This window comes from Marinomonas sp. G8-14, from assembly GCF_055808935.1.
This window is the reverse complement of the sequence record NZ_CM147891.1, coordinates 825,002-851,029: the sequence shown is the minus strand read 5'-3', so window position 1 is coordinate 851,029 and position 26,028 is coordinate 825,002. Positions and strand designations below refer to the sequence as shown.

Below are 26,028 nucleotides of genomic sequence, written 5' to 3'. Positions count from 1 at the left end.
TAATGACCGCATTACCTGACAACAACAGTAGTTGACAGCGACTACTACCGAGTTTATCCACAGACAATGTGGATGGTTTTGTTGACGGCAGAAAACACGATGCACCAACGGCTACTTTAGAAAGAGAAAAACAATGGAAAACACAACGCCTACCATGAAAGATATGCTACAACAATCCTCACAAGCCGCCCTGTTTTTAAAAGCACTCAGTAACGAGAATCGTCTGATGATTTTATGCCATTTGCTGGATAAAGAACTGTCCGTGACGGCTTTAAATGAAAAGCTGCCTTTGAGCCAATCCGCCCTTTCACAACACCTTGCGATATTGCGAAAAGACGGTTTAGTCAACACCCGTCGAGAGTCACAAACTATTTTCTATATGATAGGCGACAGCAGAGTAAAAGAGCTGATCCAAACACTTCACAGACTTTTTTGCCCAACACTTTAGTGCGAGGGGATTAGCCTTTATAAAACGCCAGCATCCGCTGAGCCAGCCACGCTGGCTGCTCCAAAGGCACCATATGCCCACAATGATCGATCTTTTGCAGGGCGTAACGCTCACAAGACTGCATTTTATCTAATACCGCGCCCGATAATAAAATATCGTCTGTACCGACAAGAAAACACAACGCAAACCTTGCATGTTCAAGCTCAGTTAATAGCTCTGGACGCTGCAAACTGCTTTTCAATTGCTGAATAAAAACCGCTTCGCCCAATGCTTCGTCCATGGCCAAAATGCAACCAATCAGCTCGCTATTACCTTGGTTCACAGGACTCAACATAGCTAGGGCTTTTTTACGCGGTATGCCATGATAGCCTTGTTTCGCAACCCAATTAAGGGCAATTTCACGTTGCTGACGCTCTGACTCTAACAAGCCACTTGCGGTATTAGACAAGACCATTAGTCGGTTTACTCGCTCAGGGTATGTCAAGGCAAAAGCACAAGCAATGTACCCTCCCATAGAAAATCCCAACAGATTAATGGGCGCTGTCGGCAATATCTTAGCGAGGGCTGCGACCATTAACTCAATCGAGCTTTCACTGGGTATCGCCACATGGCGCAGTGCAATTTGGGAACCTAGAGCCTGTTGCGTTGTGTCCCAAAGGCGCTGATCACACATAGTACCAGGCAAACAATAAACCTCTGTCAGCACGATCACCTCTTCAAAAGCATTAATAGTCTATTTCTCGAAGCCGCAAAAAACTGGCGAATCTTGGAATGCCTCGCTCCGTAAAACCATGATATTTATAGGTTACATAATCACCAGGCTGAGGTGGGTTACGTCGTTCATCATCGGAAAAACCGCTGCCAATTTTAAACTGAATGCCCGATGGCATTTCAACCAGAATCGACCCCATCATACCATCGTATTTACCTGCGCCATTCATGATAGCAATCACTTTGGCTTCTGCATCCATGTGTGGCTTCAGTTTTAATAAATTATCAGTGCAGCCACTTTCAAACGTCGCCGTCTTGCGATGCAGCATTAAACCCTCTGCGCCATTTTTTACGTAAGCATCCAATAATAATGCCAATGCCTGATTATCCACGACAGTAAATTGTTTGACAGGAAGGACATGGGAGGCATTCAGGCCATTCACAATCCGAGTATAACGTTCATACCGTTGCTCAAATGGCATCTGTCTAGCTTGATCCGGTGCATCAAACACCATGTAATGGATTTTTCGCCATTCACTATCAACTGGTGTATTTTTTCGCACCGTTGACATAATAAAAGCAAAGTCATTATGTGTTGACCACAGCTCGCCATCTAACCAAACCTCGGGCAGTGGGTCAACAAACCAATCTGGCGCATAGATGGAATTTCCTTGGCGGGTTATCAATTGCTTTCCCGTCCAAATCGCTCGAATGCCATCGTATTTTTCACTAATTAAATAGTCATTAACGGGGACATCATCAGAGAATTGAGAGGCTAATTGCACCTGTGGTTGAGACACAGCAAGTGCCGAAAAAAGCAGAAAACACGTGGCTAGGCATTGTTTTAAAAACATATGTCACTCCTTTGAATAATTAACACGTTGAATAGTTAACACACTGTCCTTAGTGCCTTATCAACCTAAAGAATTATCCAACAAAAAGCAAACCACCTGCCATAAAAAAAGCCCCTATACAGTTTAAATAGAGGCTTTACTGAGCTTAGCATCACGGCGTAATGAGACAATTACACCGTTTGCTAATATTACTTACTTAGCTGAACAATCAATTTGTTCATACGACTAACAAACGTCGCGGGGTCTTCTAGCTGACCACCTTCAGACAAAGTTGCTTGTTCGAATAACAGCCAAGCCATATCCGCAAAACGTTCTTCGTCTGTTTCAGCGTCCATCTTAGCAACAATGGGGTGATCTGGATTCACCTCCAATGTTGGCTTAGATTCAGGCAATTTCTGACCCGCTTGTTCAAGCAAGCGACGCATCTGCAGACCCATATCGTATTCCCCAACCACTAAACACGCAGGAGAATTGGTTAAACGATCGGTACTGTTTACGGCTGTCACTTTCGACTCAAGTACGGTTTTCATGCGATCCAGAAGCGGTTTGATTTGCTCAGCCTTTTCTTCTTTCTCTTTCTTCTCTTCTTCGTTTTCTTGGTCAGCTAAGTCTAGCTTGCCTTTAGTAACGTCTTGGAAAGATTTGCCTTCAAACTCTTGTAGAGAAGACATCATCCACTCATCAATGCGATCACTTAGCAATAAGACTTCAAAGCCTTTCTTACGCAAAATCTCTAAATGTGGGCTGTTTTTCGCCGTATTATGACTCTCAGCGTAGATATAATAGATCTTATCTTGGCCTTCTTTCATACGCTCGATGTAATCAGCCAACGAGACAGTTTGCGCGGCAGCATCTGTGTGAGTCGAGCTGAAACGCAACAAACCAGCAATTTTATCTTTGTTGCCCATATCATCAGCTGGGCCTTCTTTGATCACGTTACCAAATTCGTTCCAGAATTTTTGGTAATCCTCAGGCTCATTTTTCGCCATCTTACTTAGCATATCGAGTACGCGTTTCGTCAATGCTGAGCGCATAGAATCAACGGCATGATCATTTTGCAGGATTTCACGAGACACGTTTAACGACAAATCGTTAGAATCTACCACGCCTTTCACAAAACGCATGTAAGGTGGCAGGAATGCTTCCGCTTCGTCCATAATAAACACGCGCTGAACATAGAGTTTCAAGCCACGCTGCATATCACGATTCCATAGATCGTAAGGTGCCTTAGAAGGAATATACAACAAACTAGTGTATTCCAATTTGCCTTCAACCTTATTGTGAGACCATTTCAAAGGCTCTTGATAATCGTGAGAAATATGCTTGTAGAACTCTTGATATTCTTCATCAGTAACATCGCTGCGTGAACGTGTCCATAAGGCTTTTGCCGAGTTAACCGCCTCAAATTCTGGCGCTTTATTCTCGTCAACAGGCTTAGGATTCCCCTCTTCGTCCATTTCTGGGTAAACGGGCTTTTCCATTTCCACTGGAATAGAAATATGGTCAGAGTATTTAGTCACTAGATGACGCAAACGGAAGTTGTCTGCAAATTCTTTTTCATCACTTTTAAGATGTAAAGTAATGCGTGTACCACGCGTCGCTTTTTCAATATTTTCAATAGTAAACTCACCAGAACCATCCGATACCCAACGTACCGCTTGATCTGCTGCTACACCAGCACGACGGGTTTCAACGGTCACTTGATCCGCCACGATAAAGGCGGAATAGAAACCAACACCAAATTGACCAATTAACTGGCTGTCTTTTTTCTGATCGCCACTCAATTGCTCAAGAAAAGCCGAGGTGCCGGATTTAGCAATCGTACCTAGGTTGGTAATAGCCTCTTCACGGGACATACCCACGCCGTTATCATCAATAACGACAGTGTTGCTGTCCTTATCAAACTCAATACGGACACGAAGATTTGGATCTTCGGCGAGAAGGTCTGCGTTAGCGACAGACTCAAAGCGAAGCTTATCAACCGCATCAGACGCGTTCGAAATCAGCTCCCGTAGAAAGATCTCTTTGTTGGAGTACAAAGAGTGGATCATCAAATGAAGTAGTTGTTTTACTTCGGTTTGAAACCCTAACGTTTCTTTTTGAGTATCAGTTGCCATGTTATAGCTTGCTCCTATTTGAATGAACCCTCGGACCCAAGATCCAAAGGCGTATTTCTTTTCACTTGTGACTCATAGATAAAGCCTCTTGTGGCAATTTCAAGAGGCAAACTCAGCAAAAGAAGCAAAAAAGTCACAAGTAAATTTATGGATATAGATGAATGGCAAAAACGTTAGGCGAAATCATTGATACTTAAGACGGCCTACGCATGCGTTCAAACAACGAGGGTTCCCATGGACGCATGGCCATTAACAAACCTGTATGTTGACGTTTTTCTAGAGGGGTCTCAGCATCCTCTTGATTGAGAATGGCAGCCTCTTTGGTAAGTTGATTTAATTTACGCTGAATAATATCAATGGAGGTTTGTGAATAATGACCACGTAGATAAAAACGAAAATCCCAAGTTTCGCCCTTCTTCGGTTGCATGAATTCAGTAAATATATTCTGCTCCATGAATTTTTCTAAGGGACCATGAGGTCTCCACCTAAAATCTTGGGCAATCAGTGATTTATAGTGATTATCAGGCAACAGATCAATAATCTTCAATTTATCTAACCTAGCTAATAACTGAATACATTGATGTTTATCTATATCATATGAAGCTGTGATTTCATCAAACTTCCAACCATCTCGAACACAGACAGCCACTAATAGTAATTTGGGATTGGCCAATAACTCATTTTCTTGCTCAATGGTTAACTGGCTAATTTTTTCTACTTGTTTTTGCGCAATTAAAAACAAATCAGAAATACTCATTTTCAATATCTGACAGATTTGCTCAAGTCGCTCAAGAGTAAAATTTTGCGTCGCGAAAATACGCTTTATGTTGGCTTCACTCATATTTAATTCAACAGCAATATCCTTATAAGTAATCTGTTGTTGACGTAATAGCTGCTTAAGAGTTTGTTTAATTTGATTAATTTGGCTCATTACGACCACTCCTACACATAAAAAAGTCCAAAAAGTATATGATAAATAGACTAATAGTTTTTAAAAAGTATACATATCAGAACAAAGTTTACATTAAAAATATCAACCACTATTGTCTATTTCATCAACCACGTAAAAGGAATACGACAATGAAATTAGCTCACATCACAATTGCACTCACTCTTTCGCTTACCACCCTTACTTCACATGCAGCAGGTTCAAGTGAACATAGCAGTCAAGCAGGTAAACACTCTGCCTATGCCATCGGCCACGGCACAGCATCCGTCGCCCAAGCAGCGAGTACAGCGGTGGCTGTTCCTCTTATGGTCAGTGGCGGTGCTGCTCTTGCTTCTGGAGCAGCGAGCACACAAGGAAGCACTTCAATCGCCAACAACTATGATTCAATCAGCAACACAAATGGCCCATTAACCATCACTGAGACCACCATTACCGCAGACCCTGCACCAAATCAGGCCATTGCGAATCAAACAATAAAGCCATAAGAACTTCTTCTAAGTGACATAGACTGCACAATATTTAAGCAGTGTATGTCATTCGGCATTTTTCAAAAGGATACTGAAATGAATATCAGGATATTACTAACTTTATTAATACTAATATCGAGCAATATTTGGGCAGGCAGCCAAGCCACAGAGCAGGCCGTGATAGAGCCTGAAAGAATTATTAAGTTTGCTAAGAATGTCGAGAAATACGCCGCGTCTAATGGTGCACGAGCCTTTATTATCGCTCGTGTTGGCAGACCCAAAAAAGACTTACCGGAGGGTATTAACTATACCCACACAGCGATTGCTGTTTATTCAAATATTCAACTTTCTAACGGAGCAACAGTCCAAGGCTATGCAATACATAACTTATATCAGCTAGATGGAGAAGCAGATCGAAGTAAGCTAGTGATAGACTACCCTGTTGATTTTTTCTGGGGTGTTCAGGAATTAAAGGCGGGAATAATCATACCGAGTAAAGAGATACAAGCCAGTGCTAATCGCCTTAATCGACAATGGAAATGACGCTAAGCTACATAATCCTAATTATTCTGTTATTGCCAATCCATTTAATAATCAATATCAAAACTGTACGGAACACACACTAAATTTAATCAATGCTGCTATCTACCAAACCACGGATATGAAAAGACTCAAAGCCATTGAAAAGACCTACTTCACACCACAAGTCGTTAAGATTAATAGTTTTAAGTTAGCTCTTGGTTCTATGTTTATAGATGACATTACGACCAAGGATCATCAAGGTGAGATTAGAACAACCACTTTCACTTCTATCTACCGGTATCTCGAAAAATATCAGCTAGCTACATTGGGAGTAAGTTTAAATGAGAAGCAAGAAGTCACGCCTCTTTAAATAAAGAGGTTCATTAAACGTCCCAAAATACTGGGGCGTTTAAAGTCACTACCTTTATTTTTCATCTTAATCAGCATTAGAAATGAAATCTGTTAACTATCGATCTTTTTCCTAACCAATGTAAGGCCATCACCAATAGGAATAAGTGACAACTCAACATCCGTGTCTTCATAGATAGTTTTGTTAAGCTCACGAACAATTCTGGTGTCTTTATCGGTAAATGCTTCATCAGCCACATTGCCCCACCACAATGTATTATCAATCAACAGACAACCACCTGGACGCAATAATTGCTTTCCCAATTGGTAATAAGCCAAAAGATTTTGCTTGTCCGCATCGATAAAAATGAAGTCGAAACTTTCCCGCTCAGCGGTTAAAAAAGACTGCATGACTGGCAAGGCTTTATCGCAATAAGTGGTAACACGATCCATCACCCCTGCTTGCTCCAAATAACGCGTCGCAATATCCAGCCACATCTGCTTCTTTTCAATGGCGACTAATCTCGCATTTTTTGGCATCGCCATCGCCATTGATAACGTGCTGTAACCAGTAAATACACCTATTTCGAGCAGTTTTTGGGGGGCTTGTAGTTTGACTAATAGAGCCAACAACTGACCAACTTCTGGGGACAGTTGCATGCGAGCCATATGATATTGTGCTGTTTCACGTCGTAACGCTTTCAAAAAATCATTTTCACGAACGGAAACATCAACCAAATACTGGTAAAGCCTGTCATCAACATTCACCGTACGATTAACAGGCTTATCCTCTACTGGTAAGGGCTTGGGGAAATTAGGAAGCATGAGATTTCATAACGAGTCCTCGGCTCAATGTTTTGAATGTTTTAGAACGGAATTCACGACGATACAATACCGCCACCACCATGACACTGGCGGCCATACAAAAGTATGGACCAAGAAACCAACCACAAAACGCCATCGCAAAATAAAAAGCACGCAATCCGTAGTTGAATTGATTGGCCGCTAAACTACAAATCTGCGCCATATGCATGGCGTACAATTCACGCTCACTGTCTTCGATACCACGTTCTGTTGCCAGTGGTGCACTACCAACCAATACAGAACAAAAATTATACTGCCTAACAGACCAGGTGAAAGTGAAAAACGCATAAGAAAAGATCGCCACCAAAACAATAATTTTCAATTCCCACTCTTGCTGACTCATGGGTGAGACAAGATAAAAATCGGATAAAATACCAATGGCTTTTTCGGAGTAATTAAAGGCAGTGAACAAACCTGCGATAATCAGCAAACTACTCGATGCAAAAAACAAACTGCTGCGCTCCAAATTCGCCATCACCGAGGCATCGGCGATTCGATTGTCTCGTCTAAGTAAACGAGACATCCACGCTAAGCGAAATTGATGCAACACACTCACCAAACAAGAACGACGCTTAGAATTGTATTGAGCATAAAAAGCGTATCCCCACCAGCAAGCAAAAAAGACAAAAAGTGTAACAAGATCAAGAGGATTTAATAACATTAACACCGAATGACTTTCCATATTCTCACTCTGCTGAAATAACAAGTTAGGGTACTATTATTAGACCATTTTTGATTTTATAAGTCCTGTTTCATCTTATAAAATTCCGTGATCCATTCTAAAAAAATAAATATAAATACTTCACCAAAAAAACGCTTGCATCAGCAAAAAATATCGGTAAGATCTCGCACATTAACACGGCATGCGGATGTGGTGGAATTGGTAGACACGCTGGATTTAGGTTCCAGTGCTTCACGGCGTGAGAGTTCGAGTCTCTCCATCCGCACCACCTTATACTTCTCTAAATTTCTTTCCCATCTTTAATCATCCAACGTTTATACCTCCAAGTGCTACCGAATCGTTGACGACGTTAATCTCAAAATGATGAAAAAAAACCGAACACATTGCTGCATCCGGTTTCATTTAAACATAGACAGAGTGTCTTACTTCAATTTCCAAGCCACTTGCTTACCAGCAAAAAACGGCACAATGGAGCTCACCATTTGGCAGGGTGATATTACTAGGCACCTCCCAAGACTCGCGAACCAAGGTCACGGTTTCTGTATTGCGAGGCAATCCATAGAAGTCAGCACCATAAAAACTCGCAAAACCTTCTAACTTATCGAGTGCGTCTAGCTCATCAAACACTTGCGTATACAACTCAAGTGCAGACCAAGCACTGTAACAACCCGCGCACCCACAGTCGGATTCTTTGCGATGCTTGGCATGAGGAGCGGAGTCTGTTCCCAAGAAAAATCGTGGCGAGCCAGATTTCACCACCGCGCGTAGAGCTTGTTGATGAGTACTGCGCTTAAGAACAGGCAAGCAATAGTTGTGCGGGCGAATCCCACCATCCAACATATCATTACGATTCAACAGCAAATGTTGAGGCGTAATAGTCGCAGCAACCCCTTCACGAGCAGACAACACAAAATCAGCAGCCTCTTTGGTCGTAATGTGTTCAAACACAACTTTTAGGTGAGGTACACGTTCAACAATCTTCACCATGTGTTGATCAATAAATTCTTTTTCACGGTCGAAAATATCAATGTGCTTCTGGGTCACTTCACCATGGATCAACAACAACATACCATTGTCGGCCAACGCTTCAAAAACAGGGTATAAAGACTCTAAAGAATTGACCCCAGAATCAGAGTTGGTCGTCGCGCCAGCTGGATACATTTTCGCCGCCAATACACCGGCCTTTTTTGCGTCTTTAATGTCTTGCACACTGGTTTTGTCTGTTAAATAAATGGTCATTACTGGCATAAATGTACTGCCAGCTGGACGGGCCGCTAAAATACGTTCTTTATAGCTTAATGCGAGCGCTGCCGTTGTTACTGGCGGCACCAAATTGGGCATCACCACAGCACGCTCAAAGCAGCGAGCTGTTGCTGGAACCGTCTCGAACAACATGTCTTGATCGCGAAAGTGTAAATGCCAATCATCTGGCTTAATAATAGTAATCTCGTTCATTAGTTACCTACTGCGTTTTGTTAGATGAAAAATTGTACAACGAATTATCAATCAGCCCGTTGGTGTAAATCTGCACATACGCTTTTAAGCGTTGTTCTAACTTATCCAGATCTACCCTTGCCTCTTTGTCAGTTGGCTGCATAAATGTTCCTGGGAGACTACCCGTTTCAATCACCCCACCTTTAATCATGGGCAATTTCACATATTTGCCCTGAGACATTAGCCAGTAAGCATCTTCCGCTTTAATAAGAGCATCAGATTGCGCATCATCTTCCAGCAATGATCGTCCAAATGGCAAGATCTTATCTCTTTCTGGCAGATTTAAATAATCAACAATTGTTGCAGGAATATCTATTTGCTGAGCCATATCCGTAACCACACCTGGAGATAGTTGATGATTTGGCTGATACAAGATTATAGGAATTTGATGACGGCCCAAAGGCGTTGCAAACGCAGGATCAAAATTATCAGACGTATGATCAGCCGTGATAATAAAGAGCGTATCTTTATACCAATCTTTCTTTGACGCTTCGTCAAAAAAACGCTGCAAAGCCATATCAGAATACTGAATGACGCGGTGCATTGGTATACTGCCCTCCTCTATTTTACCCATGTATTGCTCAGGCAAAGTATAAGGTGGATGGGAGCTAATGGTAAAAATTCCAGCCATAAATGGCTTAGGCATCTTATCCATCTCATGAATAGAGAATTGAAGGAAAGGCTCATCGAAAATCCCCCACTGCCCATCAAAATGTAAAGGATTTGGGTATTCATTTAGCCCAAAGTAGTGGTCAAAGCCAAAACGATAAGTTGTATCATCAAAATACATACTGCCATTTTTAGCGCCATGAAAAAATGCCGTACTATAACCGTAAGGTTTAACAATCTGACCTAAACCATGAATAGTGTTTGACTGGTAAGGAGAACGCATAAAGGCTTCCGGCATCAATGATGGAATCCCAGCTAAAACAGACGGAACCGCCTCAATTGAGCGACGTCCGTTCGCCACTCCGTTAGGAAAAAATCGACCTTTTTCTGAAAGTTCTTGTAAGAAAGGAACGTAAGATTTAAGTCCATACGGCGGTCCGAAATATTCAAGACCAAAGCTTTCCAACATCAGAATAACAACATTATGTTTTTTTATTTCAGACTCGTTATTGTGACGCTTTTCAGCACGTAATGATTTCCTGACATCCTCATCTGTTGCAAAATACGCCACTTTTTTTAAGTGATCGGCATCTTCTTTTAGCAATGTAAAAGGCGTATTTAATACCAAAGCGCCAAGCCTACTAGACGGATAACTATAGGCATTCAGCGACCTGATAGGCTTAGATTGAAAGCCTCCTCGAATAGCAAGAATAAAAATTAGACACAAAGAAAAACATAAGAAAAATAGAAAGATTTGATTTAGTTGCACAAGAGGTACACGCTTTTTTACCTGCAAAAGCAACCAAAAATAAGCAGCAAAGATCAAAACACTGGCAACAGCGTATCCCCAGTAAACAACCACTAACTCTGGTAACTGAGACACAACATCATTGGTCATAGAAAAAACTTCCATACCGCTACGGCGATCTGTGTATGGAAAATAAATTGTATCGACAAAATTAATAACGATAGCTGAGGTATTCACTACAAATAGATAGAGAAATACCAAGTTCATATTTACTTTAGCTAAAACACGAAACCAAAGAGAGACAAATAGAACCAACAATAACGGTGCATTTAAAAATGCCATCGCAGACAAATCAAAACGCACACCATGAAAAAAAGCTAAGAGGATATTGCCAAGAGGTTCCGCGGCAAAGTAACTGGCGTTTGTCGCAAAAAAATACAATCGGGTTAAAAAATACCCTATTAATGTAAAAAATAGTCCGATACCTAAAAAGACAAGTGCTGTTACGTTTTTTTCTGTCTATTAAATAAAGCACTTTTGATCATAGCTTATCTTCTAACCCGACTAAAAAATTGAGTGCTATATGATACAAAAAAAACCGCTATAAAGCGGCTTTTTTGTATTATCGTTTTTACACGATTAGCTATTCTTTTTTGGCGCTCTTGGACGACGCTCAGCACTGCGATTTGCATCACGGTCGCGACCGCCACCCGCACCGGCGCTTGAACGACGACGCTCACCACCATTAGTAGGACGACGCTCACCGCCACCTGCTGGACGCTTACGAGTAGAAGGCGCGGCTGCACGCTTATTCAACTCATCAACATTCTCTAGCTTAGTAATATCAGTACGCTGTCCACAGATGCGCGTCTTCCCCAACTTACCTAATGCATCGGCACTTAAGTTAGAAGGCAAATCAACTGTTGCAAAATCTTCATAGATTTCGATATGACCAATATAACGGCTTTCAATATCCGCTTCATTCGCAATCGCACCAACGATATTGCCAGGTTTAACACCATCACTGTAACCAACTTGAACAACGTAACGGGTCATGGACGTACTTGGATCATCTTTTAACGGCATTGCTTCTGCAGTAACAGGACGAACCTTGCGCTCACGCGGCGCGCGATCACCACGATCACCACGATCACCACGATCGCCTCTATCACCTCGCTCAGAACGAGATCCATCGCGATCTTCACGACGCTCTCTGCGTTCTTGGCGAACTTCCATTTCAGACAATAGCAATGGCGTTTTGCCTTGTGCCATATGCGCTAAAGCAGCCGCCATTTTCAAAGGATCCACTTCATTATCTTTCTGGTAACTTTCTACAAGCTCCAAGAAGAAATCAAGGTTTTCATTGTCCATCGCATCAGTGATGCGCTGCTTAAATCGATTAACGCGATGTGCGTTAATATCGGAAGCAGTTGGTAACGTCATGCTTTCAATTGGCTGACGAGTCGCACGCTCAATAGCTTGCAACATACGACGCTCGCGATGAGCAACGAATAGAATCGCCGTCCCTAAACGACCAGCACGACCTGTACGTCCAATACGGTGAACATAAGACTCAGTATCGTATGGAATGTCATAGTTGACCACGTGACTTACGCGTTCTACATCTAGACCACGAGCAACAACGTCTGTAGCAACAAGAATGTCAATTTGGCCATTCTTAATGCGATCAACCGTACGCTCACGCAAGTTTTGACTGATATCACCATTTAGCGCTTCACAGGCATGCCCACGAGCGGTTAGTTTTTCAGCAAGCTCAATCGTTGCGGCTTTGGTACGAACGAAAATGATCATACCATCGTGTTCATTCATCTCAAGAATACGAGTCAAAGCGTCTAATTTATGAAGACCACTTACCGACCAATATTTTTGTGTAATCGTCATAGCCGTAGAAGTTTTGGTAACAATTTTCACTTCTTTCGGATTGTTAAGGTGACGGTTAGCCACTTGACGAATCACGGCAGGCATTGTTGCAGAAAACAAAGCGATTTGACGTGTAGGTGGCGTTTGCTCAAGAATCCACTCGACATCATCGATGAATCCCATACGTAACATTTCATCCGCCTCATCAAGAACCAAAGCTTTAATGCCATCTAGCTTCAATGTTTTACGACGAATATGGTCCATTACACGACCAGGCGTTCCGACAACAACTTGAACACCACGCTTTAATTGGCGCAATTGTGTGTCATAAGACATGCCGCCATAAATAGGCAGTACATGGAAATCGGGTAGATTGCGAGCATAACTTTGAAATGCTTCAGAAACCTGAATAGCAAGTTCACGAGTTGGAGCCAGTACAAGTAATTGTGTCGTTTTATCTGTAACGTCAATGCGAGACAGTAACGGGAGCGCGAACGCTGCTGTCTTACCGGTACCCGTCTGCGCTTGCCCCAAAAGGTCTCGACCTTCTAATAGATATGGAATACTTTGCGCTTGGATAGCAGATGGTTGCTCGTAACCTAGGTCAGCAACCGCTTTAAGAACAGGGGCGATTAGGCCCAACGAATCAAATGTAGGCTGAGTATCAGCGTCAGACATGTAAATTAGTACCTTTTATTGGTGAGTATAAGGCCTGTAAGTATTTACATGCCTTAATAGATTTCTTCGGACGAAAATCCGATGGCGAAGTATACGCGAAAAAACAAAATAAAGCCAGCTAGGTTCAAAATAAGATCCTGCCAGCTTAAGACCATAGACTAAGCTGAATTAACGTCTTGGATTACTTGAGTCCGAATCGATCATGACAGCCAACCATTGCATTCTTGGATGCGCTTCAAATGCTAATTTCATAATAATAGTCAGAGGAATCGAGAGTAACATGCCAACGGGACCAAAAACCCAACCCCACAAAAGTAAAGACAAAAACACCACTAAGGTAGACAGCCCCAACCCCTTCCCCATATATCGAGGTTCAATGACATTTCCTATGATTAAGTTGACAGCTAAAAATCCCGCCGCAGTCAGTCCTGCAGAAAGACTACCCAACTGAACAAATGCCAATAAAACGGCCGGTACCGCCGCGATGATGGACCCTATATTAGGCACAAAATTCAAAAGAAAAGCACACACACCCCATAAAATAGGAAAATCTACGCCAATCACCCAAAGCCAAAGCGTAATGAGCACCCCTGTTAAAATACTCACCAAGGTCTTAATGACAAGATAACGATTAACAGACTGAATGAAAGATTCAAATTTCTGTAGGGATTGCGACGCGTCATTTAAAGCCACAGATAACTTTTTGGGCAACTCAACCGCTTCGAATAAAATAAAAATAACGATCATGACAACCAAAATAAGATTTGTCAGAGCGCTACCCAGTCCACGTAACGCATTGGCTACCATCTGCATTAATGCTGAAGGGTCAATATAGCCTTTTACTTGATCATAGGATATTTGTAAGCCAAAACTGTTCACTAACTTAATCAGATTAGATGTTTCTTCAGCAAATCGAGCTTTGTAGCTTGGCAGTTGACTGGAAAAGTTATCCAAGGATGCGCCAACCAACACGGCTAAAGATCCAATCCCAACCAATATCAGCATCACCACCAAAATAATAGCCAACCAAGTCGGCACTTTTCGATGACGTAAACTTGACATCAGAGGCGCACAAATAATAGCGATAAACACAGATAGCATAAAAGGTACGACTATTTGTGATGCGGCTTTTAGCCCTGCAATAATGATGATGAAAGCGGCAAAACCAACCAGCCAATTTGTACCATTATGTTGTTCGCTCATTTTAATTCCTTATAGCGCAATAGGATAAATACTTTGTGCATAGTCAGCCAAGTCTTGCAGCATTATTTGCTTTGCCGGTGTCAAATCAGGAGTTTGAGCGATCTGATTCAAGCGTTCAAAATACTGCTCCATACAAATAGAACCGCCACCATCTTTTTCAAGCAAGCGGACTTGACGATACTCTTCCCACTCCACTCTTTGTTGCTCTGTCAATTGATCTGGGTAATTACGCCCAATGTAGCGCATTAACATTTCTGGCAATCGTCGATCATCAAACGATACCGCCAGTTCAGCCAATTGACTTGCTGGCGTCGAACGAATCGTTTCCATTCTGGCTTTATCTTCTCTGGAGAAAAAACCACCAGAATAAAGCATGACATCTGGATCTTTATGGATGAGTCGTTCCTCTTGCGCAAAGACATCGCTTAACTTAGCCGCAAGACCAGCATGCCCTTTTATGATGGCAAGATTATGACGACAAACAGCACCATCTAAACCTAAGCGCTGAACAACTTGCGCATCTTTCAGAAAAGTGGCGGGAGCAACTGCTGGAGATTTATTGTAATGAATGACTTTTAAAGGCAACCTTTCAAGTTCCCCCAACTCATCCTGACGCGTAAACACACGATGGCGAATTTCCTCAACACTCAAATCTACTAGAGGTTGTGCATCTGCCATTAAGTCGTAAACAATCACACCATTTTTATTGGTTGGATGAGGTGCAATCGGGACAACGAACGCAGCATAGTATCTCGCCTGACCAAACATTCCAGAGATATGCAGAAAGGGTTTTAGCCTCGATATGTCAATAAACTGCTGCAACTCATGTTTTTGACGCATCTTAAAATAGTAGGCAAACAATTTAGGTTGCTTACTACGAATCAATTTCGCTATCTCGATGGTGCCATACACGTCGGACAACGCATCGTGTGCTTGCTCATGCGCAATACCATTGGCTTTTGTCAGTGCTTCGAGCTTCATCGAGACCTGACCATCGTCACCTTTTGGCCAAACGATTCCTTCAGGACGCATAGCATAAGTCATTCGAACTAGATCAATAATATCCCATCGAGAACAGTTATTCTGCCACTCTCTAGCATAAGGATCGATAAAGTTACGATAAAAACTGTAACGCACCACTTCGTCATCAAACCGAATAGAGTTGTAACCAAGCGCACAGGTTCCTGGTAAAGACAATTCAGCTTCTACCGCCTGCATAAATTCCGCCTCACAAAGCCCTTCACGATTTGCATCCTGGGGACTTATCCCCGTTAACAAACAAGCTTCTGGTTGCGGGAGCACATCTTCTGCCAATCGGCAATAAAACATGACAGGCTCACCAATAGGATTAAAATCAAGATCTGTTCTAATTCCAGCAAATTGCATGGGACGATCACGCGCTGGGTCCGTTCCGGTTGTTTCAAAGTCAAACCAAAAAAATGATGTAGGGCCCGATGAGGTCACAAATAATTCCTGTTAGCCATTAAATAAAAAGGTATTATACGCACCTTGAAGTACATTTGTGAAAGTGCATTTGGCGATGAGAGGAGTGAACCATGCCAATTCCAGTAAATTGTCCTTGTGAAACAGGCAGCCCCTATGAAATGTGTTGTGGTATGTACCATAACAATCCGGGTACCGCTCCAACGGCAGAAACCCTAATGCGCTCACGCTACACTGCTTTTGCTTTGGGCAATTTTGATTACATCGCGGCAACTCAAAAGCTGATTGATGACCCTAACCAGTCTGCCTCAGACATACAAGACAGCAATGAACAAACAAAATGGATAAAGCTTGAAATCCATAGTACTGAAGAGGGTTTAGAAAAAGACAAAAAAGGTCTTGTGTCCTTTTCTGCTCATTTTAAGGAAGGGAAGCACATTGGTCGCTTGAGTGAACGCTCCCTATTCAAAAAAATTAAAGGTAAATGGTTTTATATATCAGGCGAACATGACATACAAAAAAATACGCCACTGATCAATTCTGAAGCAATGAAAGTAGGCAGGAACGACCCTTGCCTATGTGGATCGGGCAAAAAGTTTAAAAAATGCTGCGCTGTTCATTAATCAACAGCGTCCCATTTTTCCTTAACCTCGCGTATTTCGCTTTCAATTGACAAGAAGCAGTCAACCAACTCTGGGTCAAAATGTGAATGGGCAGCGTTTTTAATATGCCCAAGAGCCTCTTCCACTGTCCAAGATTGCTTGTAGGATCGCTCCATAGTGAGGGCATCAAATACATCAGCTAAAGCAACAATCCGAGCGGATTGCGGAATTTCATGTCCAGTCAAGCCGAAAGGATAACCGGTGCCATCCCATCTTTCATGATGCCCAAGCGCCACTTCAGCCGCCAATTTAAACAGAGGTGCATCGCTTTTAATTAAAATTTGGTGACCTATAACCGTATGTTGGCGCATTACTTCCCACTCTTCATCACTCAATTTATTTGGTGACTTCAAAATAGAATGGGGAATACCAACCTTACCCGTATCATGAAGGGGTGCGGCTAACTTTAGTAATTCAACTTGCTCTTCGTTCCAACCAATCGCTCTTGCTAAAATGGCGCAATAATCGGCCATGCGCCACATATGCACACCGGTATCGGTATCGTTAAGCTGCCCTACCTCACCAAGCATCTCTATAGCAGACTTTAAAGCATCGTCTAATTGCTTTGTTCTATATGCTATAGTTTGTTTATTACGTTTATTGTTATCAGCAAGCTTCAGGTGAGTGGCGACTCTAGATAAGGTAGTTAATGGCGTAATCGGTTTCGTAATAAAATCAACACAGCCGACATTGAAACCCTCTTGCTCATGGTGTGCATCCGTTATTGCCGTTAAGAAAATCACTGGAATATCCGCTGTTTTAGCATCCGCTTTGAGCACTTTACAGACGTCAAAACCGTTCATGCCCGGCATCATAATATCCAACAATACGATATCAGGCATACACCGATTGATAATATCCAACGCGGCCTGACCGCTTTTTGCAACCTGAACTTGATAATGTTCGGCTAAAATGCTTTTGAGCAAATCAATATTACTCGGCACATCATCGACAATAAGCACTCGCTTATCTTTCATATCCATCGAAAATTCTAGTTTCATTTTATTCATTTATCTTTCCCTCAGAAACTACAGTAAAAGTTGCCTTTTAAACGTTCTAACCTTTATCAACGCATCTTGATAGTCATAAGACGCAATATCCTTTGCCGCCGAAACAAGCACGGCTAAGTCATCACATTGTGCACATTTCTTCACTAGACTATCTATTATCATCTCAGAATCAGAACCACCTGATAAAAGCAAGTTTTCAAGCACCTCTATTTTAGAGAGGACATATTTTAAATCCTCATAACTCACCGATGAACAGCTGGTATTCTCCGTACCTTGCAAAGCATTTACACCATATTTCATCATCCAAAACTCTATCTTTTCAATCAAAAGATACGGATTAAGCGGCTTAAAAAGCACATCATCGATACCAGATCGAATCATATTTTCTTGCGAGTCCATAAATGTATCCGCTGTTAAAACAATAATCGGGGGCTTACTTTCGGATAATTTTTGACAAATTTTTTCACTTGCCTCATAGCCATCCATCAGTGGCATCCTAATATCCATGATAATTAAGTCATATTGTTGAGAAAGGGAACGTTCAACTGCTTCCTTACCGTTTTCCACCCAATCCACTTTCGCTCCTACTTTCTCAATAATAGCTTTAACAATGTTGGCGTTAACTTTATTATCTTCTGCTAACAGAATAACCTTATCTTTGAAAAAATATTTTTTATCAGAAAAATCAGAAGAAGGCTCTACTTCCTGATTTGAACCATGCAATTCCAATAGCAAAATTTTCTTTACGATATTCGAAGGTGTAATTAATCCGGTCATGGAATACTCACCTATTTCATCTAGGCCGCCACCTAAAAAAAGCACTTTTTTTGTTAAGAATTTTTCTAGTTGAGTAGACAACACATATTCTGATTTAAGCCAATGAAGACTGGCAATAACAGGAAGGTGACAATTGAGCAAATCAGATGTACGCCATTCAGTTAAAGAACTGATCTTAAGGTCTTTTAATAAAGCGTTCGTTTGAACATCCTCTTTTATAAAAGCAATATTGCTCAAAATAAACGGTTCTGAGCTTTGATCGGGGCAATAAGGTATGGTAATTCTAAACAAACATCCTTCACCGAGAGCACAAGTGTAAGAAATATCACCACCTAATAAGGCCACGAGTTTTTGTGTGATACTGAGTACCTAACCCTGTTCCACCATACAATCGAGTGGTACTACTATCAGCTTGCTTGAATACATCAAAAACATCCACTCCCTCTTTAATTCCCACTCCAGTATCCTCAACCTCAATCACTAAATTTTCATTCGATGACAAGGATAGATTAAGATGTACAAATCCAGAATGAGTAAACTTAATTGCATTACCCACAACATTAATTAAAATCTGCTGTAAGCGGGTTTTATCTCCAATAAGATTGTCACAGATAGAAAAATCACGACGGATAATAAAATCTATCTTCTTAGACTCTGCTGCTGTTTCATTACTTTGATAAACATAATCCAAAACATCATCTAGACTAAAAGCACTTTTTTCTAACTCCATTTTTCCTGATTCAATTTTTGAATAATCTAAGATACTGTTTATTATTGCTAACAAACCATCAGCAGACTTCTGGATTTTAATCACTTTTTCTCGCTGATTTTTCTCTAGACTGTCATCAAGCAGCAGATAACTGAACCCGATAATAGCATTCATTGGCGTCCGTATTTCATGACTCATGGTTGCCAAGAACTCTGATTTTATTTTTAGTGCTTGCTCAGCTGAATAAACCGCTTTTTCTAATTCATCAGCTAATTTTTGTGTTTTCTCGTACGATTCACGAGCCACCTTTAACTGCCTAAAGAGCATGACGATAATACACATCATGGTAATAGTTAATAAAGCGATCAATGACCCTAGATAAAGAAACAGGCCTAAAGAATCCTTTCTCTGTACAACTTTCTCTTTTGATCGAAAAGCGACTGTCTCAACCACAGTAATTTCTATATTTTTCAATAAATCATTACTTTCATGTAACAAAAAATTAATGTCTATGGCGTCTTTATTAGAGAATAAAACACGGTCTATTTCAGACATTTTCATTTGAAGGAAAGTCAAAATTTGATCAGAGTTTTTCAATCGATCAAAAAGCACCCTTAACTGACCTTTCTCTAATATATTGACTCGACTATACAGTATATCGAAACGATTCTTGGCATCTTCAAGGCGTTCATCAGTGAAACTATCATGCAATAAGCTGAGCGAATTGCTGAATTTCAATGCCTCTCTATCTAATTGATAAGCAGCCCATACAGCATCTTCCTCTACCGCAGACATAATCATTTTTTGCCGCTCAACTAATTCGGTAAACATTAGTACAGCAGCACTCATAAAAACAAACGCCAAAAAAACCAATATAATAAATGGCGATAACTGCCTATTGGTAATTTTTTTAAGCCTTGGCAGAAAGAGAAAACGCATGTTGTAATTTACTCTACTTTTATCAGTTTTATCTGCCAAACAGATCGGTTGTAAATTACCTCATTGTTTAGACTTGGCACATCACTAAAAGGATAAAGTAAAAAGATAGGCCCCTTATCTCTTACAGACATCGGTTTCCCATTAATATCCATAGCAAGCATAACATTATGATTCTTACCATCTTGCACAGGTACTATGGCACTAAAATCGTTTAACGCAGTCACAGACAAAGTACCAGAATCTACCCCCACTGCAGCCATCAAGGATCTCAATAACGGCCCTTTATAGGAATCCACACCTTCACTCCACGGCGTCATTGTCTTTTGCTCGACAACCCCCAAATTCATCAGCATCTCACGATCAAATTCTGCTGTTTTACTCTCTGTATTAGTATTACTTATATTCCCCGTCACCGTTAAAATCACTGGGCCTGTTGGCTTTGGTAACGTATGCGCGTGTGAATCAACAACAGCCAGCGCCATTAATGCCATAACCAAGTATTTTTTCATTTAATAAATCTCCTCTTTATACAGATACATTGCTGCCAGTATAGGGAATAAAAGTGCACTTTCCATCCTATGGTTACGAAACAACACGCTTTCTACACCAAGCAAAACAAATACAAGACACTAGATACAAAAAAAGCCGCATATAGCGGCTTAATATCCTGTTTAGAGCTTAAAATGACGGTTAACAATTCCAAGTTTTAGGGAACAGGCTGACCTTTAGATGCAACCCAAATACGAAACCAATCATCATCACTCAGTGGAATGGATAATGCGTCAACAGCAATGGCCAAACGTTCAACCTTTCCTGATCCCATAACAGGACAAATATCAGACGGGTGTCGCAATAACCACGCAATAACAATTTGATCGACAGTACAATTCTTTTGCTGTGCTAGCTCACTCAATACCATTTGAACGCGTTTTGCTTTTTCACTGGAGCCTGAGAACAATTCACCACCCGCAAAAGGTGACCACGCCATGGGGGTTACAGCATGTTGTTGTAAATGGTCTAAGGTGCCATCCTCAAAATGTTGCAATGCCAATGGTGATAATTCCACCTGATTCACAATCAAAGGCGCATCAAGACGAGACTGCAACAAGTCAAATTGATGAGTTGTAAAATTGGACACACCGAAATGCTTTACCTTGCCAAGCGTAAACAACAAATCAAACGCCTGTGCAACTTCATCCGCATCCATCAAAGGGCTTGGGCGATGCAAGAGTAACGTATCAATATACTCACATTGCAAATTAGCAAGAGAACGATCAACACTGGCTAGAATGTGCTCAGCACGATAATCATAACGATGAACCTGTATTTCAGGGCGATTCTCTGAGGGCAGCAATATTCCGCATTTTGTGACAATTTCCATTCTATCTCGTAAAGCGGGCTTATGTTTTAACGCCTCACCAAATAATGCTTCGCATTGATAACCACCATAAATATCCGCATGATCCAATGTCGTTACCCCTAAATCTAGACAGGCCTCAATAAAGCCAAGTGTTTCTGACGATGTCATATTCCATTCTTGCAGGCGCCAAAAACCTTGGGCAATACGCGACCCTTCAAAACCTAGAGGATGGTATTGATGTCTCATAAACTTTTTCCTATACGTCATTATATTATTCACCAACATTCTAAAGAGACTTTGTGGTAAAAAACAGCGAACTTAGTGAATTTGCAGAACTGACAGGAAACGCCATCAAAGGTATACTATCTCACATTCAAGACTGACCTCTTAATCACAGAGCGACGCGACCACCTGCAAATGGACATTTTTAAACAATACCGAACACGAATCATTGACTCGCGGCAACACGCTACTAGCACAAGACCAATACAATAAACACAACCACTGTGATGGACTTAATAATGAATTCAATAACACTAGGCCCTCTTTCTAACGCCAATGGAGAGATCCAAATCCCAGGTTCTAAAAGCCTTTCAAACCGTATTTTATTACTAGCCACACTGGCAAAAGGCACGACAAAAATCACCAACTTACTGGATAGCGACGACATTCGTCGCATGCTAGAAAGCCTAACCAAATTAGGCGTTAACTATTCACTAGAAGATAACGGTTCAACCTGTGTGCTAGAAGGTCTTGCTGGCCCAATTCAAGCAGATTTCGGTGATTTATTCCTTGGTAACGCTGGCACAGCAATGCGCCCCTTGGCTGCCGCACTTTGCCTAGGCAAAGGCGAGTTCCACCTTCACGGCGAGCCACGGATGCACGAACGCCCCATTGGCGATCTTGTTGATGCCTTGCAAGCACTGGGTGTCGACATCGCATACGAAGGCGAAAAGAATTACCCACCTTTGCGTATTAAGGCGAATGGTTTATCTGGCGGCGAAGTGTCTATTAAAGGCAACATCTCAAGCCAATTCCTAACCGCTATATTGATGAGCGCACCATTGGCAAAAGATGATTTAACCATCAAAGTCGATGGTGAATTGGTTTCTAAACCTTATATCGATATTACACTACATGCCATGAAACAATTCGGTGTGGAAGTGGAAAATCAGAACTACCAAGCGTTTGTGGTGAAAGGTCAGCAAACTTACCAAAGCCCTGGTGAAATCATGGTAGAAGGCGACGCATCTTCTGCCTCTTACTTCCTAGCCGCTGCGGCGATTGCTGGCGGAAAAATCAAAGTCCACGGTGTGGGAACAGACAGCGTACAAGGCGACGTGAAATTTGCTGATGTACTGGCCAAAATGGGCGCAAAAATCACTTATGGCCCGACTTGGATTGAAGCTGAACGTTGCGAACTGAACGGCATAGATATGGACATGAACCACATTCCTGATGCGGCTATGACCATAGCTACCACCGCTCTATTCGCCAAAGGCCCAACCACCATTCGCAACATCTATAACTGGCGAGTCAAAGAAACCGACCGTTTATACGCCATGGCAACGGAACTGAAAAAACTGGGTGCTGACGTGATCGAAGGTGAAGACTTTATTACCATCACTCCCGTTGAAACACTTCAACATGCGGCCATCGATACCTACAATGATCACCGCATTGCCATGTGCTTCTCGTTGGTTGCTTTTTCTGAAACGCCTGTCACCATTAACGATCCAGGTTGTACATCAAAAACCTTCCCAACGTATTTTGAGCTATTTAATACCATAGCAAGCTAAGAGCCCACCTCTTATGAAACAAATAGCCAAAGGGATCAAAGTCCTTTGGCTGTTAAACTAAAAAAGCCCCAGCTGTTTAGAACTGGGGCAAGGCTCTCAATACAAAGGGAAATGTATCAATGAAAAATTACGATTGCGGCTGAACTGGGGTTTCCAGTTTTTCGATCTGCTCTGGCGTAAGCAGCTCATACAAGCCCACTCGGTTTTTTGCGTAGGCAACAGTAAGATCTTCGGTTAACTCGCCCGTTTTTTCGGCAAGATCATCGACCTTATCTAGATAGTCTTTTGAACTTGGTGACAAGCCACTTAATTCCATTTGAGTCGCTTGTAACTGCTCTTGAATTTTACGAATGGCCTTACCATCTTTTTCAAAAAGATCAGACACTTTCGTTTGTGTTTTTTCATCTAAACCAAGTTGCTGCGCTATACGGCTTGCCAATTGATCATGGGTTGGCACGGCATTAACTGGCGCTTCCTGAGTGGCTTGTCCTTGTGTAACTGTATTTTGAGGTGCTTTCGTATCCGCAAATGCACTCACAGCCACACCGGTTATAATCGCGGCACTCAAACCAATAACGCCCATCATTCCTGCTTTTTTACGATCCAACATAGTAAGCTCCTTAAGCTGTTTCCTGTTTTGTTGGAATCTATTATGTCTATTTCTGCGTCAAACAGTGCCAAAGAGAAAGAATCCACGTGCAAAACTTGTCATTAGTTTGTAAAGGTAAATCGACATTTGTTTGTTTCCACTTGCAACCAAGCAAATACCATCACATTCTTGAAGATCAGCGTAGATCTTGATCTCCTACTAAGGTCCAGAAAGTGCCGGATCCCAATCTTTCCAAATCACGTCACGTCCCTGCTCACGAATCATCGTCATAATATCAGCCACAGGGCGCTCATCACTGATCTCAAACTGTTCAAGAGCATCTTGGGCATCGTCCGCATAACCACCAGGCTGAGTTTTTGACTCTGCACTCATAGTAGTAAAGCCCATTCGCACCGCATGATGACGGAACGTTGGAGATTCACGCGTTGACAAGCTCATTTCCAAATCGCGGTCAAACAAACGCCACGCCGCAATAAGCTGAACCAATTGTCGATCCGAAATGATCGACTTTGGCACTATGCCACCTTCACAAGGACGAATACGCGGAAACGCCACACTAAAGCGACTTCGCCAATAGCGCTTTTGCAGGTGCCGTAAATGATGCGCCATCATTAATGAATCCGTGCGCCAGTCTTCCAAGCCAAGCAACACACCCAAGCCAATTTTATGAATGCCAGCTTGACCGATACGATCCGGTGCGTCCAACCGATAATTAAAATTGGATTTGTTGCCCCGTAAATGATGCTCAAGGTAAGTTGTACGACGATAAGTTTCTTGATATACCAACACACCGTCTAAGCCGATACCTTGCAACCGTTTGTACTCTTCCATATCTAATGGCTGGACTTCCATGGATAGCTGACTAAAGTGAGGCTTGATAAGAGGAATCATGCGTTCAAAATAAGGCATGGAGACTTTGTTAGTTTCTCCCGTCACCAAAAGAATATGGTCAAAGCCTTTGCTTTTAATGGCTGCCACTTCTTTGTTTATCTGCGATTCATTCAGCGTGAGGCGCTTGATTGCATTACTCATGGAAAAGCCACAGTAAGTACATTCGTTTGCGCAGGTGTTGGATAAGTACAAGGGCGCAAACAAACTCAAGGTATTTCCAAAGCGCTGCAGCGTCAGTTGCTCGCTTTTGGTCACCATTTCCAGCAAATACGGCTCTGCCGCAGGGGAAATCAACGCCGCAAAATCGTCTACGTCAAGTTTGCTTTTAGCCAAAGCACGCAACACATCTTGCTCGGTTTTTGCCTGATGCGTTTGCGTCACAACTTGCCAATCTGTGCTTTCGACAAACTGACTAAATTGACCTTCTATTGCTGGGCTTTGTTCTAACAAGCGAATCTTATGGCTTGCACCATCCATCATGACAAGGCTCCAAGGAAATCCGTCAATGGGCTGGTGGCTTGCGCTTGTAAACGACGCTCCCCCAAGCCTGACTCATAGGCCATTCGACCCGCTTCCACCGCAAGACGAAAAGCTTTGCCCATTTGCGCAGGGTGTTTGGCAACGGCCATGGCCGTGTTTACCAACACCGCATCCGCGCCAAGCTCCATGGCCAATGACGCATCCGAAGGCGCACCAATGCCAGCGTCAACAATGACAGGTACCCGACTCTGCTCAATAATAATTTCCAAGAACGGACGACTCGCCAAGCCCATGTTTGAACCAATAGGCGAACCCAGTGGCATAACACACTGACAACCGACTTCTTCCAATCGTTTGCAAAGCACAGGATCGGCATGAACATAAGGCATGACCACAAAACCTTTTTTGATCAACTCTTCGGCAGCCAACAAAGTCTCCATACCATCTGGCATCAAGTAACGCGGATCAGGGTGTATTTCCAACTTCACCCAATGGGTCTCTAATGCTTCACGAGCTAACTCTGCCGCAAAAACGGCTTCTTTGGCGGTACGCGCGCCGGAGGTATTGGGTAACAACTTTATGCCCTGCTGCTGCAAAGGCTGAAGAATATTGTCCGTGTGATTTTTTAAATCCATACGACGCAAAGATAAGGTCACCAGTTCGCTTTCGCTGGCCGTTAGCGAATCCATCATGGCATCAGCACTGGCGTATTTCCCAGTACCCGTAAAAAGTCGAGAGTGAAATTCGTGCCCTGCAATCAATAAAGACGACAT

At 42.2% G+C, this 26,028-nt stretch carries 24 protein-coding genes, 1 tRNA gene and 1 pseudogene; 7 read left to right on the top strand and 19 right to left on the bottom strand.

Going from position 1 to position 26,028, the window contains the following annotated elements; translation table 11 throughout:
• Nucleotides 1-133: 133 nt before the first annotated feature.
• Nucleotides 134-448, top strand: a complete 315-nt coding sequence (locus AC0L6V_RS04285) for an ArsR/SmtB family transcription factor (protein WP_188322979.1) — start codon at nucleotides 134-136, stop codon at nucleotides 446-448.
• 10 nt (nucleotides 449-458) lie between these two features.
• Here AC0L6V_RS04285 and AC0L6V_RS04280 read toward each other — a convergent pair whose 3' ends face one another.
• From AC0L6V_RS04280 to AC0L6V_RS04265, 4 genes are all read right to left on the bottom strand, one after another.
• On the bottom strand, nucleotides 459-1,154 hold the full coding sequence (locus AC0L6V_RS04280; RefSeq protein WP_265217614.1) for an alpha/beta fold hydrolase: 696 nt from the start codon (nucleotides 1,152-1,154) through the stop codon (nucleotides 459-461).
• Between the two features lie 19 nt (nucleotides 1,155-1,173).
• On the bottom strand, nucleotides 1,174-2,013 hold the full coding sequence (locus AC0L6V_RS04275; RefSeq protein ID WP_265217613.1) for a DNA ligase: 840 nt from the start codon (nucleotides 2,011-2,013) through the stop codon (nucleotides 1,174-1,176).
• 188 nt (nucleotides 2,014-2,201) lie between these two features.
• Entirely contained in the window at nucleotides 2,202-4,130 is a 1,929-nt protein-coding gene (gene htpG, locus AC0L6V_RS04270) for a molecular chaperone HtpG (protein WP_265217612.1), read from the bottom strand.
• 193 nt (nucleotides 4,131-4,323) lie between these two features.
• A complete protein-coding gene (locus AC0L6V_RS04265) occupies nucleotides 4,324-5,061 on the bottom strand; it encodes a helix-turn-helix domain-containing protein (protein WP_418138790.1) in 738 nt (245 codons plus the stop codon).
• Between the two features lie 149 nt (nucleotides 5,062-5,210).
• Between AC0L6V_RS04265 and AC0L6V_RS04260 the strand changes: the two genes are divergently transcribed.
• The 3 genes from AC0L6V_RS04260 to AC0L6V_RS04250 all read left to right on the top strand — a co-directional run bounded on the left by AC0L6V_RS04260 (nucleotide 5,211) and on the right by AC0L6V_RS04250 (nucleotide 6,438).
• The gene (locus AC0L6V_RS04260) at nucleotides 5,211-5,564 is read left to right on the top strand and encodes a hypothetical protein (RefSeq protein WP_265217610.1); all 354 of its coding nucleotides are present in this window, start codon (nucleotides 5,211-5,213) and stop codon (nucleotides 5,562-5,564) included.
• Nucleotides 5,565-5,642: 78 nt separating this feature from the next.
• On the top strand, nucleotides 5,643-6,089 hold the full coding sequence (locus AC0L6V_RS04255; RefSeq protein ID WP_418138789.1) for a DUF2145 domain-containing protein: 447 nt from the start codon (nucleotides 5,643-5,645) through the stop codon (nucleotides 6,087-6,089).
• Complete coding sequence (locus AC0L6V_RS04250) at nucleotides 6,058-6,438, top strand: DUF2145 domain-containing protein (RefSeq protein ID WP_418138788.1); 381 nt, start codon at nucleotides 6,058-6,060, stop codon at nucleotides 6,436-6,438. The genes AC0L6V_RS04255 and AC0L6V_RS04250 overlap by 32 nt, the downstream gene beginning before the upstream one ends.
• Before the next feature lie 92 nt (nucleotides 6,439-6,530).
• Here AC0L6V_RS04250 and AC0L6V_RS04245 read toward each other — a convergent pair whose 3' ends face one another.
• Both AC0L6V_RS04245 and AC0L6V_RS04240 read right to left on the bottom strand, forming a co-directional pair.
• A complete protein-coding gene (locus AC0L6V_RS04245) occupies nucleotides 6,531-7,241 on the bottom strand; it encodes an O-methyltransferase (RefSeq protein WP_265217608.1) in 711 nt (236 codons plus the stop codon).
• Nucleotides 7,231-7,962, bottom strand: coding sequence for a DUF599 domain-containing protein (locus tag AC0L6V_RS04240; protein WP_111605999.1), 732 nt, complete (start codon nucleotides 7,960-7,962; stop codon nucleotides 7,231-7,233). Before AC0L6V_RS04240 ends, AC0L6V_RS04245 begins: the two co-directional genes overlap by 11 nt.
• Nucleotides 7,963-8,145: 183 nt before the next feature.
• On the opposite strand from AC0L6V_RS04240, the gene AC0L6V_RS04235 reads away from it, so the two are divergent.
• Nucleotides 8,146-8,230, top strand: a tRNA-Leu gene (locus AC0L6V_RS04235).
• 154 nt (nucleotides 8,231-8,384) lie between these two features.
• Here the strand turns inward: AC0L6V_RS04235 and pyrC are convergent.
• The 5 genes and pseudogenes from pyrC to sbcB form a co-directional block, all read right to left on the bottom strand.
• Nucleotides 8,385-9,417: pseudogene (gene pyrC, locus AC0L6V_RS04230) on the bottom strand (dihydroorotase).
• Between the two features lie 7 nt (nucleotides 9,418-9,424).
• Complete coding sequence (locus AC0L6V_RS04225; RefSeq protein WP_265217607.1) at nucleotides 9,425-11,254, bottom strand: LTA synthase family protein; 1,830 nt, start codon at nucleotides 11,252-11,254, stop codon at nucleotides 9,425-9,427.
• 198 nt (nucleotides 11,255-11,452) lie between these two features.
• Nucleotides 11,453-13,372 (bottom strand): DEAD/DEAH box helicase, encoded by a 1,920-nt coding sequence (locus tag AC0L6V_RS04220; RefSeq protein WP_265217606.1) that lies wholly within the window; start codon nucleotides 13,370-13,372, stop codon nucleotides 11,453-11,455.
• A gap of 168 nt (nucleotides 13,373-13,540) precedes the next feature.
• Nucleotides 13,541-14,575: an AI-2E family transporter gene (locus AC0L6V_RS04215; RefSeq protein WP_265217604.1), complete on the bottom strand. Its 1,035-nt coding sequence runs from the start codon at nucleotides 14,573-14,575 to the stop codon at nucleotides 13,541-13,543.
• Nucleotides 14,576-14,584: 9 nt separating this feature from the next.
• Nucleotides 14,585-16,039 carry an exodeoxyribonuclease I gene (sbcB, locus tag AC0L6V_RS04210; protein WP_409419414.1) on the bottom strand — a complete coding sequence of 485 codons (1,455 nt, stop codon included), beginning with the start codon at nucleotides 16,037-16,039 and terminating at the stop codon, nucleotides 14,585-14,587.
• Between the two features lie 92 nt (nucleotides 16,040-16,131).
• On the opposite strand from sbcB, the gene AC0L6V_RS04205 reads away from it, so the two are divergent.
• The gene (locus AC0L6V_RS04205; RefSeq protein ID WP_409419413.1) at nucleotides 16,132-16,641 is read left to right on the top strand and encodes a YchJ family protein; all 510 of its coding nucleotides are present in this window, start codon (nucleotides 16,132-16,134) and stop codon (nucleotides 16,639-16,641) included.
• Here AC0L6V_RS04205 and AC0L6V_RS04200 read toward each other — a convergent pair.
• The 5 genes from AC0L6V_RS04200 to AC0L6V_RS04180 all read right to left on the bottom strand — a co-directional run bounded on the left by AC0L6V_RS04200 (nucleotide 16,638) and on the right by AC0L6V_RS04180 (nucleotide 21,721).
• Nucleotides 16,638-17,690 (bottom strand): HD domain-containing phosphohydrolase, encoded by a 1,053-nt coding sequence (locus AC0L6V_RS04200; RefSeq protein WP_409419412.1) that lies wholly within the window; start codon nucleotides 17,688-17,690, stop codon nucleotides 16,638-16,640. The genes AC0L6V_RS04205 and AC0L6V_RS04200 overlap by 4 nt on opposite strands.
• Nucleotides 17,691-17,708: 18 nt before the next feature.
• Nucleotides 17,709-18,812, bottom strand: a complete 1,104-nt coding sequence (locus tag AC0L6V_RS04195; protein ID WP_418138787.1) for a response regulator — start codon at nucleotides 18,810-18,812, stop codon at nucleotides 17,709-17,711.
• Nucleotides 18,793-20,154 (bottom strand): hybrid sensor histidine kinase/response regulator, encoded by a 1,362-nt coding sequence (locus AC0L6V_RS04190; protein WP_418138786.1) that lies wholly within the window; start codon nucleotides 20,152-20,154, stop codon nucleotides 18,793-18,795. The genes AC0L6V_RS04195 and AC0L6V_RS04190 overlap by 20 nt, the downstream gene beginning before the upstream one ends.
• Nucleotides 20,124-20,624 (bottom strand): putative pterin-binding protein, encoded by a 501-nt coding sequence (locus AC0L6V_RS04185; RefSeq protein WP_265217594.1) that lies wholly within the window; start codon nucleotides 20,622-20,624, stop codon nucleotides 20,124-20,126. Before AC0L6V_RS04185 ends, AC0L6V_RS04190 begins: the two co-directional genes overlap by 31 nt.
• A gap of 197 nt (nucleotides 20,625-20,821) precedes the next feature.
• Nucleotides 20,822-21,721, bottom strand: coding sequence for an aldo/keto reductase (locus tag AC0L6V_RS04180; RefSeq protein WP_265217593.1), 900 nt, complete (start codon nucleotides 21,719-21,721; stop codon nucleotides 20,822-20,824).
• A 275-nt stretch (nucleotides 21,722-21,996) separates the two neighbouring features.
• On the opposite strand from AC0L6V_RS04180, the gene aroA reads away from it, so the two are divergent.
• A complete protein-coding gene (aroA, locus tag AC0L6V_RS04175; protein ID WP_265217591.1) occupies nucleotides 21,997-23,274 on the top strand; it encodes a 3-phosphoshikimate 1-carboxyvinyltransferase in 1,278 nt (425 codons plus the stop codon).
• A 127-nt stretch (nucleotides 23,275-23,401) separates the two neighbouring features.
• On the opposite strand, the gene AC0L6V_RS04170 is transcribed toward aroA, so the two are convergent.
• From AC0L6V_RS04170 to AC0L6V_RS04160, 3 genes are all read right to left on the bottom strand, one after another.
• Complete coding sequence (locus AC0L6V_RS04170) at nucleotides 23,402-23,884, bottom strand: Spy/CpxP family protein refolding chaperone (protein WP_265217589.1); 483 nt, start codon at nucleotides 23,882-23,884, stop codon at nucleotides 23,402-23,404.
• 198 nt (nucleotides 23,885-24,082) lie between these two features.
• Complete coding sequence (gene thiH, locus AC0L6V_RS04165; protein WP_265217587.1) at nucleotides 24,083-25,255, bottom strand: 2-iminoacetate synthase ThiH; 1,173 nt, start codon at nucleotides 25,253-25,255, stop codon at nucleotides 24,083-24,085.
• Nucleotides 25,252-26,028, bottom strand: coding sequence for a thiazole synthase (locus AC0L6V_RS04160; protein ID WP_265217585.1), 777 nt, complete (start codon nucleotides 26,026-26,028; stop codon nucleotides 25,252-25,254). Before AC0L6V_RS04160 ends, thiH begins: the two co-directional genes overlap by 4 nt.